The organism is Curvibacter sp. GW821-FHT01G03 (assembly GCF_059422285.1).
Genome location: NZ_JBWKWP010000024.1, coordinates 1 through 12,076, shown reverse-complemented (window position 1 = coordinate 12,076; position 12,076 = coordinate 1). Strand labels below are relative to the sequence as shown.

9 protein-coding genes are annotated in these 12,076 nt (G+C 61.3%); 5 read left to right on the top strand and 4 right to left on the bottom strand.

The window, feature by feature from the left end; genetic code table 11:
* Window positions 1-6 precede the first annotated feature (6 nt).
* The 4 genes from AC07VS_RS25585 to rtcR form a co-directional block, all read right to left on the bottom strand.
* On the bottom strand, window positions 7-1,707 hold the full coding sequence (locus AC07VS_RS25585; protein ID WP_494752372.1) for an NAD+ synthase: 1,701 nt from the start codon (window positions 1,705-1,707) through the stop codon (window positions 7-9).
* A gap of 25 nt (window positions 1,708-1,732) precedes the next feature.
* Window positions 1,733-2,920: a nicotinate phosphoribosyltransferase gene (gene pncB, locus AC07VS_RS25580; RefSeq protein ID WP_494752371.1), complete on the bottom strand. Its 1,188-nt coding sequence runs from the start codon at window positions 2,918-2,920 to the stop codon at window positions 1,733-1,735.
* Window positions 2,921-2,943: 23 nt separating this feature from the next.
* Window positions 2,944-3,813, bottom strand: a complete 870-nt coding sequence (locus AC07VS_RS25575; RefSeq protein ID WP_494752370.1) for a cysteine hydrolase family protein — start codon at window positions 3,811-3,813, stop codon at window positions 2,944-2,946.
* A 156-nt stretch (window positions 3,814-3,969) separates the two neighbouring features.
* Window positions 3,970-5,577: an RNA repair transcriptional activator RtcR gene (gene rtcR, locus AC07VS_RS25570; RefSeq protein ID WP_494752369.1), complete on the bottom strand. Its 1,608-nt coding sequence runs from the start codon at window positions 5,575-5,577 to the stop codon at window positions 3,970-3,972.
* 206 nt (window positions 5,578-5,783) lie between these two features.
* Between rtcR and AC07VS_RS25565 the strand changes: the two genes are divergently transcribed.
* From AC07VS_RS25565 to AC07VS_RS25545, 5 genes are all read left to right on the top strand, one after another.
* Window positions 5,784-7,358: a vWA domain-containing protein gene (locus AC07VS_RS25565; protein WP_494752368.1), complete on the top strand. Its 1,575-nt coding sequence runs from the start codon at window positions 5,784-5,786 to the stop codon at window positions 7,356-7,358.
* A gap of 673 nt (window positions 7,359-8,031) precedes the next feature.
* Window positions 8,032-9,258, top strand: coding sequence for an RtcB family protein (locus tag AC07VS_RS25560; protein WP_494752367.1), 1,227 nt, complete (start codon window positions 8,032-8,034; stop codon window positions 9,256-9,258).
* Between the two features lie 50 nt (window positions 9,259-9,308).
* Window positions 9,309-10,124: a nucleotidyltransferase domain-containing protein gene (locus tag AC07VS_RS25555; protein ID WP_494752366.1), complete on the top strand. Its 816-nt coding sequence runs from the start codon at window positions 9,309-9,311 to the stop codon at window positions 10,122-10,124.
* 40 nt (window positions 10,125-10,164) lie between these two features.
* The gene (gene rtcA, locus AC07VS_RS25550) at window positions 10,165-11,214 is read left to right on the top strand and encodes an RNA 3'-terminal phosphate cyclase (RefSeq protein ID WP_494752365.1); all 1,050 of its coding nucleotides are present in this window, start codon (window positions 10,165-10,167) and stop codon (window positions 11,212-11,214) included.
* Window positions 11,215-11,501: 287 nt separating this feature from the next.
* The gene (locus AC07VS_RS25545) at window positions 11,502-12,026 is read left to right on the top strand and encodes an SNIPE associated domain-containing protein (protein ID WP_494752364.1); all 525 of its coding nucleotides are present in this window, start codon (window positions 11,502-11,504) and stop codon (window positions 12,024-12,026) included.
* Window positions 12,027-12,076 lie beyond the last annotated feature (50 nt).

The following is a 12,076-nucleotide window of genomic DNA, read 5'->3' as shown; positions in this document are numbered from 1 at the left end:
GAATCCTCAAAGAACTTTCGCGGCGATGGGCATTTGACGCCCGGTGCCGAAGGCCCTCGAGCGCACGCGGATGATGGGCGGCGCTTGCCCACGCTTGTACTCGTTGCGCGCGATCATGCTGCGGACGCGTTGTACCAGGGCTTCGCCAGTCGACTCCTTGCGCAGCTGTTCGACGAAACCGCTTGCTGCCCGGTATTCGGCTGGATCGAGTCGGCGCCCTTCGATGAGCAGTTTCAGAATCTCGTCGAGCACCGGATAGGGCGGCAGGCTGTCGACATCGCGTTGACCCGGCGCTAGTTCGGCCGAAGGTTCCTTGTCGATGATGATTTGAGGAATCAGCTCCCTGCCCGCGGCTTCGTTGATATGGCGCGCGAGTGCGAAGACCTCAGTCTTGTAGAGGTCGCCGATGAGACCCAGGCCGCCGTTTGTGTCGCCATACAAGGTGCAATAGCCGACCGAGATTTCAGACTTGTTACCCGTGGTGAGGAGCAGATGCCCAAAGGCGTTGGAGTACTCCATCAAGACGGTGCCCCGAACGCGTGCCTGAAGGTTCTCCAGCGGCAGGCCAGTCAAGGCGCGGTCAAAGCTGGCCTCGAACTGCGCACTGAAGCTGCTGACCGTGTCGGCAATGGGATGTGTCAGGAGCTCGATGCCCAAGTTACGACACAGCGTGACCGAGTCATCGACAGAGCCTGTCGATGAATAGACCGACGGCATGGTGATAGCCGCAACCTTGCCCGCGCCCAGTGCATCGACCGCGAGCGCCAGCGTCAGCGCGCTGTCTATGCCGCCAGACGAGCCGATCACCGCGGTCTGAAAGCCGCAGCGGCGGGCATAGTCTCGCAGGCCCAGTACGATTTGCGCGCGATAGAAGGCCATGGTCGTGAGGCCGTGCGGATTCACCGCCGGCAAGGGCGACCCGTCCAATGCCGAGAAGCACCCCTCGTCGAAACGCAGCGTGCGCACATCTTCGATAAAGCGCCGCGCCTCGAAGCTCACGGTGCCGTCGGCTTGCACAGCGAATGAAGCGCCGTCGAAGACGATCTGGTCCTGCCCACCAATCTGGTTGACGTACAGCAATGGCAACCCATGGCGCTGGCAGGCCTTGGAGAAGACCTGGTGCCGCTGCTCCCGCTTGCCGATGTTGGAGGGACTGGCGTTGATGGAGACGATCAGATCTGGCGCTGCGTCAGCCAGCCGGGTGAAGGGATTGACTGCGTAGTCGTCACCATCGTCGTTCCAGCCATCCTCGCAAATCATCACGCCGACCTGCGTTTGTCCAATGCGAATGACGCGCGCGACATCGGGACCCGGTTCGAAGTGGCGCCTGTCGTCGAAGATGTTGTAGGTCGGCAGCAGTTGCTTGGCGTAGCGAAGTACGACCTCGCCGCCCTTGAGCACCAGTAGCGCGTTCTCGAGCTGCTTGCCCGGCCCTGTGCGTGTCAGTGGTGCGCCGAGCATCCAGTGCAGGTTTGGCAGCTGACGCGAGGCCTGCTGCAGGGATGCCAGTTCCTGAGTCACGCGCTCAAGGAAGCTCGGCTCGTCCAGCAGGTCGCCGGGGTAGTAGCCGGTGAGCGAGAGCTCGGAGAAGACGACCAGCTCAGCGCCCTCCAGGTTCGCCTGTCGGGCAGCGGCAATCATCTTCTGGGCATTGCCCTCGACATCGCCCACGGTGTAGTTCAGTTGCGCAATCGTGATCTTGAGCATGGCTCCTCCTCCCTTTGATTTCTGCTTATCCCTGCACGTTGAAGACCTGGCGCAGGTAGGCCAGGAAGGTCTCATCCTTGCAAAGCGTCTTCCCCGGCGAGTCGGAGAGCTTGGCCACCGCCTGGCCGTTGCAGCGCACGAGCTTCATGACGATGTTGAGTGGCACCAGTCCAACATCGTTGCTGAGATTGGTTCCAATGCCGAAGCCGAGTTGAGTCCGATCGGCGAAATGACGGTAGATCGAGAATGCGGTTGGCAGGTCCAGGCCATCTGAGAACACCAATCGCTTGGTGTGCGCATTGATGCGCAGCTTCTCGTAGTGGGCCAGCGCCTTCTCGCCCCAGATGACCGGGTCGCCCGAGTCGTGGCGCAGGCCGTCGAACAGTTTGGCGAAGTAGAGGTCGAAGTCCGCAAGAAAGGCGTCCATGCCGACGACATCGGTAAGGGCGACACCCAGGTCGCCCCGGTACTCCTGCACCCAGTCTTCAAGGGCCGCTTTCTGGAAATCACGCAGGCGCACATCGAGGGCCTGGTAGGACTGAAGGTATTCATGGGCCATGGTGCCGATGGCGACCAGGCCTAGAGTACGGGCCAGGTGCACATTGGAGGTGCCCTTGAAGTAAGCGGGAACCTCGCGCTGCAAGGTGCGCACGACTTCTTCCTGCCAGGCACCCGAAAACCGGCGGCGCACGCCAAAGTCGAAGAACTCGAAGGGATGCTGCCCCCCAGGCTCCTTCCCGAAGGCGCGCAACTGAGCGATCTTGGCTTGCAGCCTGGCTCGACCCTCGGTCAGCGCCTTGCTCGCGTCGGCGCGGCGGAAGTACAGCTCGTTGACGATGGCCAGCACGTAGATCTCGAAAGCCATCACATGCACCTGCGGGCCGCTGGCGACAATCTCCAGCGCCGCGCCCTCGGTACGTGCCTCGATGAAGCGACGCTGAAAGCGGAAGATGCGCAGGTAGTCCACGAAGTCCGACTTGATGTAGCGCAGCCCGCCAAGGTAGCCGAGCTCATTTTCGGTGAATGACATGGCGCAAAGGCTGTCCAGCTGCGCGTTCACCTCCTGCAGAAGTTCACTCAAGGGGAATGCCGGGGTGTTGCGGCAGACGAAGCGGTATTCGGCCTGTGCCTGAGGATGCCGGTGAAGCATGGCCTGCCACATCGTGAACTTATAGAGATCCGTCTCGAGCAGGCTGTGGATGATGGGTGTCATGGTTTGATGTCCGATGGATCAAGTCAGCCTGCGGCATTGGCCAGGAGCATGGGCAGTACCTCTGCGGCGGTTTTCAGTCGCACGCCGCGGCGGCTCATGTCGGCCAGAAAGGCATCGTGCTCGGCCGCGAAACCACTGACCGGGCTCATGCAGTCGGTCAGCAGGATCACGCGCTCTGGTCGGCCGCCCGGCAAGTTGGCGACGACATGCTCGGTGGTGGCGCGGACGCAGTGGCTGCTGGCCTCGCCAGCAATCAGCAAGATGTCCGCTTGATCGAGCCGGGCGATCAGCTGGCTGTTGAGCTGCGTGTGCGGGTCCTCACCGTCCGGCACTTCGGCTTGCACGGCGCTGTAGTGCTCGGTCCAGGGGTTCTCGCCCTTGGTGACTTTGGTGGCCACACGCAGCGCCTGCTCTTCCCATCGGTTGTAGGCGACGCGCAGGTCGGCATGGACGTTGTGACCCCATGTCCCGATCTCGCAGTGCACGGGCCAGATCATCAGCGTGTAGCGCCCGCGCGCCTCGAGTTCGTCCAGATAGGCTAGCGTGCGAGGCAGTGCTTCGCTGCTGCGCGGCCGGAACTCTTCCGCCCTCACCTGTGCGGCGGTGATGGTGGTGAAGGGTGCGACCTGCGATCCGTCGGCCTGCTGCCAAAAGGTCGGGTGGGCGATGTCGAGGCGCTGATGTGAATCGAGCGTGATGGTGATGTCAGACAGCCCGCCACTGCCGACACGTATCAGATTGGCCAAACGGAGCATGTCTTGATGAGCACCGGTCACTGGCAGGGCCGGCATCAGCCTGACCCCTGTGAGGGGATCACTGCTCAGATAACTTTCGGGCAAATCGCAAAAGTCGTTTTGCGGGTCAATCACCAGGAGATGGATGGCTTGCTTCATGTGGCCTCCCTTGTTTGCGTGAAAGCAGTGTATCCCAATAAGATGTACTGAACAACTAATAAAGAAGGATCTGATATTCGGCTGGCCAAGCTGCCTCACGGCTATGGTCGGCGGGTGCTGGCGTGAGCAGGCAAGTGGGGCGAACGCCGTCTGCGTTCACACAGTGCCGCCCGCAATCGACTCCCAGTTCAGTCCGAATTTGAGTAGGTATTTGCGCAGCCTGTCTGCGTCATTGACTACCGAGCGCTGCGCACGCGAGACGTCGAAAAGCTTGCGGCCCGCGTCGGACAGGGTTTGCGACTCACGACATATGCGGACGACTGCCTCTAGTTGCATTCGATCAAATAGGTCTAGGCCCTCGGTAACGTCGGCCGGCAGCATGGTGGCAGGATCGTCTCCGGACTTGTTCGACTCACCGGCACGTTGCCATAGCCATTGAAGTCGCTGGACTTCGGCATCGACCAGACCTGCAGAAATCCGTCCTGAATCTGCCAGTGTCGCCATCCGCGTGACGCTCGCCGAAAGGTCGCGGAAGTTGCCGCTCCACAGCGCCTCTGCCGACTTCGCAAACTGCATATACCGGGTCTTGGCTTCGGCGTTGAACCGAACGGCTCGTCCGGTCTCGGTCGCTGCTCGGGTGAGCAGGTGTTCGACGTTGGGCTCGATGTCCTCGGGTCGCTGCGCCAGACCCGGCAGTGTGTAGGACCAGAGATTGATACGGGCGAACAAGTCTTCCCGGAAACGACCCTGCGCAACATCGACGCGCAAGTCACGGTTGGTTCCCGCAATAAGCTGGAAGTCGCTGCTCGCCTCCTTGTCGCTGCCCATAGGTAGAAACCGCTTTTCCTCCACGGCCTTGAGCAGCATGGCTTGCTCGTCCAGCCCGAGCTCGCCGATCTCATCAAGAAACAGCACGCCGTGATGCGCGGTGCGGAGCAGGCCAGGTCTGTCGGCCGCCGCACCTGTGAACGCGCCCTTCTTGTGCCCGAACAGGGTCGATGCCGCGCCATCCCCGCGTAGCGTGGCGCAGTTCACTTCGACGAAGTCGCCCTGGACTTGGTGACGAGACTTCTTCAGCTCGAACATGCGTCGCGCCAGGTGAGACTTGCCGGCGCCCGTGGGGCCAGTCAGCAAGATGGGCGCCTGCGACCGAACCGCCACGCGCTCAATCTCCTCGATCAGCGCGTTGAAGCGCTTGTTGCGGGTCGGAATACCGCTCTTTAGAAACTCCAGAGCTTCCGTGTGAGCCTGGTTGAAGCGCTGGGCCAAGACGTCGTAGCGCGAGAGGTCCAGGTCGATCAGTGTGTAGCTGCCGGGATTGCCTCGTTCCTGCTTCTTCGGCGGTGCCGTCTGCAGCAGTACGCCGGGGATGAAGCGCGACTCCACCATCAGGAACATGCAGATTTGCGCCACATGTGTGCCGGTCGTGATGTGTGCCCAGTACTGCTCATGCGCTGGGTCAAAGCGATAGGCACGCGCCCAGTCATACAGCGCCGCGTACATCACCCCGAAATCCCAAGGATCGGCGACGTCCATCGGCACCAGGTTCACGACGGTGTCGGGCGACACATTCGCAACGTCGCGCAGCAGGGTCTGCGCCAGCGCCTCGTAGCGCGTCGGATAGAGCAACTCCAGCCGGTCAATCAGCGTGTCTTCGTGCTGGACCAAGGAAATCGTAGGCCGCCACTTCTCCCAGCGGCCGGCACCCTGCCCGGAATCCAGTTGGGTTCCCATGAATCCGATGACAACGTTCTTCTTCGTCATAGCCATTTGGATAACTAACTAGCGACAATTCTAGTTAATAGGAGATCTTATGGGGGTTGATTTCTGCGAACGCACCGGGGAATGAAAAATATCTTTATGCAAATCAATGAGTTATCGAACCAGTCATCAAAAACGGGCACAGCTGGCACACGCTTTGCGAATAAGAAGGTACGAACAACAAGTTGAATGCAAAGAGGAGAACACTCATGGTCAACACGCAACTCTTCCAAACCCTCAAGGGAGCTCTGCTGCCTGCCGCCACAGCGCGCAACGCTGAGCAAGCACCGGCCTACGCCTTCACCCCCCGCCATCAGCTGGCTCAACTCGCAGCCACGAGTTGCCTGAGCCAAACCTTCTACGCCAACGCGGAAGACCAGCTCGACAAGGTGACGGCGCTGGCGCAAGAAGTCGAAGCCGCTTTCGTCGCAAAGACTGCGATCTACGCCCGTCATTCCGGCCACATGAAGGACATGCCGGCGCTGCTGGCGGCCGGCCTCGCTGTTCGTGACGTGGCCCTGCTGACCCAGGTGTTCTCGCGCGTGGTCGACAACGGCAAGATGCTGCGCAACTTCGTGCAATTCCTGCGCAGTGGCGCCGTAGGTCGCAAGTCGCTGGGTACTCGCCCGAAGAAGCTGGCGCAGCAATGGCTGCTGACGGCAACCGAAAAGCAGTTGCTCAATGCGGCCGTGGGTAGTACGCCGTCGCTGGCTGACGTGGTCAAGATGGTTCATCCCAAGCCTGCCGAAGCCTGGCGTGCCGCCTGGTTCGCATGGCTGATCGGCAAGCCGGTTGATGAATCGGCTCTGCCGCCCATCACCCAAGCGTTCGAACGCTTCAAGCGCGAAAGTGCTCAAGGCGCTGCGACCGATGTGCCGGACGTTCCGTTCCAGATGCTGACCGCACTGGAGCTGAGTTCAGCCCAGTGGGCGCAGATCGCTCGCACCGGCTCGTGGCAGATGGTGCGTCAGAACCTGAACACCTTTGCTCGTCATAGGGTGTTCGACATCGAAGGCATGGCTGACGTTGTCGCTGTCAAGTTGAGCGATCCGCAAGCCGTGGCGAAGGCCCGGGTAATGCCGTACCAGCTCATGGCGGCGTTCAAGGCGACCGTCGAAACTGTGCCGCAGGTGGTTCGTGACGCGCTGCAGGATGCGATGGAAGTCGCGCTGAACAACGTGCCCAGCTTTGAGGGGCGCGTGGTGGTGTGCCCCGACGTGTCGGGCTCGATGAGCTCGGCCGTCACGGGCAACCGCGGTTCGGCGACGTCCAGCGTGCGTTGCATCGACGTGGCTGCCCTGGTGGCTGCGGCGGTACTGCGCAAGAACCCGCAGGCCCGTGTGCTGCCATTCGAGCAGGATGTGGTGAAGCTGTCGTTGAACGCCCGCGACTCGGTCATGACCAATGCGCAAGCGCTGGCCAAGATCGGCGGTGGTGGGACCAACTGCAGTGCGCCGCTGGCTCTGCTGAACCGTGAGCGTGCTTCGGTGGACCTGGTGGTCCTGGTCTCGGACAACGAGTCCTGGGTCGATGCTAACCGGCGTGGTGGGACGCAGACCTTGCGCGAATGGGAGGTGCTGAAGAAGCGCAACCCGAAGGCGCGCCTGGTGTGCATCGACATCCAGCCGACCGCGACCACCCAGGCGGCGGAGCGCCACGACATTCTGAATGTCGGCGGCTTCTCCGATGCTGTGTTCACGATGGTGGCGACCTTTGCCGACGGCAAGATGGACGCCGAACACTGGGTCGGCGAGATCGACAAGGTCTCGCTGGCACCGCAGTAAACGGATGGATGAAGAAGTAAGGGATGTCGCTTGCGAATGCCCACAGGAGTACAGCACCAACCAGCCACGCGGGCCAGCAAGCCCGCAGCTGCCCGAGCTTGCGAAGGCGGCCGGCACCTCTTGTGAATTTCGTCGCTTGCGGCATCCCCCAGCCGGTACCTTTGTTGGACGAATGCCGATGAGACTACATTCAGATTGTTAGCGTCTCATCACCGCTTAGTCGTCACGCGCGGGGGCATTGGTCAAGGAATTGATTTCGCGCGAATGCTGGCAGGAGTACATCGGAACGCCGGGGGTTCGAATCCTCAACCGGGAAACCGGCATGGCATCTTCTTGCTGTCCCTTGTCGCGCACTTTTGCGATGCCCTGCTGCGAATGCAGGTGGAACTACAGACTATTAATCTCGGTGTCGCGGGTTCGAGTCCCGTCGGCCCTCTCAAGGAGCCGTAGCTCAGTTGGTAGAGCACGATGTTTCACCAAGACCTTGTCGCAGCATGGCATCACTCTTTTGGCGGTGAATGCAGATGGAATTACAGGTAGACGCACGCAGCATTTGCTGCGTGTCCCGTGAGCGATCACGGGGCGCCCGGGTTCAAGTCCCGGTCCAGCAATGGATGGCGGAGTGAAGATTTCATCGCCTCTTGTCGCCGCACTTTTGATTGAGAAGAACAACATGTCAGACCTGAACTACAACATTGAAGACGTCCCTGGCGGTGTGCCGGTGAAGATGTGGACCAAGGGCGTGCCCGTAGAGACCGAAGCCATGGAGCAGCTTGCCAATGCGGCGCGCCTGCCCATCGTGTTCAAGCACGTCGCGGCGATGCCGGACGTGCACTTGGGCATCGGCGCCACCGTCGGTTCGGTGATTCCGACCATCAAGGCCATCATCCCGGCAGCTGTCGGCGTGGACATCGGTTGCGGAATGATGGCCGCGAAGACCACGCTGCGCGCTGAGGACCTGCCTGACAACCTCGGCCCGCTGCGCTCGGCCATTGAGAAGGCCGTGCCTCACGGTTCCGTGCCGCGCGGCCGTGGCCGTGATACGGGCAGCTGGGAGAACCCGCCCGTGTCAGTGGACCAGGTCTGGGCAACACTGGCTGACGACTTCGACGCGTTGTGCGAACTGCACCCGCGCCTGAAGAACACGAACAACCGCAAGCACCTGGGGACCCTGGGTACCGGCAACCACTTCATCGAGGTCTGTCTCGACGAGTTGGGCTTCGTGTGGTTCATGCTGCATTCGGGTTCGCGCGGCGTGGGCAACGCCATCGGTATTCACTTCATTGAGCTGGCCAAAAAGGACGCCGAGCGCAACCAACGCAACCTGCCCGACAAGGACCTGGCGTACTTCGAAGAAGGTGCCGAGCACTTTGACGACTACGTACGCGGTGTTGGCTGGGCGCAGCGCTTTGCGATGAAGAACCGCGAAGTGATGATGGCCAACCTGATCGCCACGGTTCGCAAGGTCATCGCGAAGCCCTTCGAGTCGCACGTCGAGGCGGTGAATTGCCACCACAACTATGTGCAGCAAGAGCGCCACTTCGGCGAGGACGTGTTCGTGACCCGCAAGGGCGCGGTCAGTGCCAAGCGCGGCGAACTGGGCATCATCCCGGGCAGCATGGGCGCGCGCAGCTATATCGTGCGCGGTCTGGGCAACCCGGAGAGCTTCGAAAGTTGCAGCCACGGTGCTGGCCGCGTGATGAGTCGTACCAAGGCGAAGAAGATGTTCACCGTGGAAGACCAAATCAAGGCGACGGAAGGCGTCGAATGCCGCAAGGACGCCAACGTCATCGACGAAATTCCGATGGCTTACAAGGACATCGACGCCGTCATGACGGCCCAGAAGGACCTGGTCGAAGTGGTACACACCTTGAAGCAAGTGGTGTGCGTGAAGGGATGAATGGGTGAGGGCCGGGTGCCCTCACCCCTCTACAAGATGGGAGTGAGGGAATGAAGGCCGAAACCTTGTTGAGCGCGCATCCCGTTTCCGACGAGATGCGCGTCGCAGTTCTGGAAAATTTGGCAGAGCTTGAGCGTCGGCATCAAGTGAAGGTGCTGTTCGCCTGCGAGTCGGGCAGCCGCGGTTGGGGCTTCGCCTCGCCGGACAGCGACTACGACGTGCGTTTCGTCTACGTCAATAGGCTGCCCTGGTATTTGACCGTCGAGCCAGGCCGAGACATCATTGAGCAGCCCATAAGCGGCGAACTTGACATCAACGGCTGGGACTTGCGCAAGACGCTCCAGTTGCTGCGCGAGTCCAACCCGACTCTGCTCGAATGGTTGCGTTCGCCCATCGTGTACCAGCAAGCAGCACCCTGGGCGGATCGCCTGCGGGTGCTGGCCGAAGAGGGCTTCTCTCCGGTTCGCGGATACCACCACTATGTGTCGATGGCCAAGAAGAACCTCCGAGAGCACCTCTACGGCGATGTGGTGCGGTACAAGAAGTACCTCTATGTCTTGCGTCCATTGCTGGCAGCTCGCTGGATAAGAGAGGGACACGGCGTTCCGCCCATGCGCTTCGCGGAGCTGGCAGCTCAGTCCTTGACGGACCAGGCGCTGATCGACGAGGTCAATGCGTTGCTCGAAGTCAAGATGCGCGCGGGGGAGTCGGCTACCAGCCCACGCTGGGTCGGCATCCACGACTTTATCGAGCGCGAACTGGCCATCGCAATGGCTCATTCGTTCGACAAGGGACCGAAGCCTGACGGGCACCCGCTCGACCAGTTTCTGCACGATGCGGTGCAGCACTTCGCCGCCCAGTCTTAGTACAAGAACAGAAGAAAAGAAGAAAAGAAGAAACAAGAAGATGATCGAAATTGATGGTTCCGTCGGCGAAGGCGGCGGACAAATCCTGCGCACCTCGCTGGCCCTGTCCGTCTGCACAGGCCAGCCCTTCACATTGACTCGAATCCGTGCCGGCCGCGCGAAGCCTGGCTTGATGCGTCAGCATCTGACCTGCGTGAATGCCGCCACCGAAATCTGCGGGGCCGAGGTTCATGGGGCCGAGATGAACTCTCAGTCGCTGACCTTCATGCCCGGCAAGCTTCGCGCGGGCGACTACAGCTTCAATGTCGGCACGGCAGGCAGCTGCACGCTCGTGCTTCAGACTGTCTGGCCGGCATTGCTGATGGCGGAAGCGCCCAGCCGTCTGAAGCTGGGTGGCGGCACCCACAACCCGATGGCTCCGCCCTTCCATTTCCTGGAGCGCAGCTATGCGCCGCTGATGCGCAGGCTTGGCGCAGACGTCGAACTGACCCTGCGTCGGCTGGGCTTCTATCCGGCGGGCGGCGGTGAAATCGAGGTGACGATCTGGCCCGCCGAGAACAAGCTGCAACCGTTCGATCTGACTGAGCGTGGGCCAAAGGTCGAGGGCTACGCCGAATGCTTTGCACCAGCGCTACCTCGCACGGTTGCCCAGCGTGAGCTGGAGCAACTGGGGGCCGCCCTGGGTTGGAGCGAAGAACAGCTGCGCGTGGCGCCCGTCCGGCAGAACGAAGGGCCGGGGAACGCCTTGCTGGCGACGCTCGTGTACGAGAACCTCATCGAGGTCTTCACGCAATTTGGCGAGAAGGGGGTCAGCTCAGAGAAGGTCGCGCGGGACCTGGTGCGCGAGGTGCGGGCCTACCAGCTGAGCGAGGCTGCGCTGGGATCGCACCTGGCTGACCAATGGGCATTGCCGCTGGCTTTGGCGGTGTGGAAGCGTCAGCGCGAAGCTACTTACACCTGCACGGAGCTGACCGCTCATGCGAAGACCAATTTCGAGGTGATTGAGCGGTTCCTTCCCGTTCGGTTCTCGAGTTCCTCGAGCGGAAATGGCTGGCAAGTTCGCGCCGCACCGCAGGCCCTTCACATATAGGGAAGCGATCTAGCAGATTCGGGAGGGCATCTGAATTCTCGTCTGATCGGTGAGCCGCGCAACCCATCGAACTAGAACTGCAACTAGGTCCAGTCCATGTCCGGGTTCGTGGCGGAACGCCCCGTCTCCTATGACACAGAGCGTGCGAAACAGTGAGAATCCGCCCCGGGCAGGCTAGCGTGCGAGGATCTGCGCCGCCGGAGGTAACCCCACCCCGGCGGCCGTTGAGAGCAGCCCCAGTTGCCCAGACACGTCAAGGAACTGAAGGGAGGCATGTGTGGCACTAATTGAAGGGCCCGGAGCACGCGGCCAAGGCAGTGCGCCTCGAGGCAGACCTGCTGGCGGTCAAGGATCGCGCACGGCAGGAGTACTGCTCCCTCCAGGCCCGGTTCGACGATCTGGAAGCCAAGACAAAGGAGATGGGGCTTCTGAGTCTGTTGGAGGTGCAGGAGCGGATCAGGGGCGAGGAAGCTCGCCTGGCCGGTGTTTGCACCGAGGTTGAAGCCGCCCAGGCGCAGCTGACCAAAGCACAGGAGAAGCTTGCACAACTGCGCAAGCAGATCCTCGTCGCTGAGGACACCATCGAACTTGAAGAGTTTGCTCTCTACAACCCGAAGTACCAGTTCACGAACAGCCTTGAATACAAAGCGCGGCTCGAACAGATCCGAGAAGACCAGAAGGCGACTGCAAGAGGGCTGAGCGCATCAGTCGACGCATGGGATGCGCCTGGCGTCACCTTGACCAAGGCTGAGTGGAAGCAACTCCGCAAGGACGTACTCAAGTTTGCTCTTAGGTCCTTCAACAGCGAGTGAATCGCCCCGGGTTTCGAGGAGGCTGTTTGGTTTAAGTCAGGCCACCATCA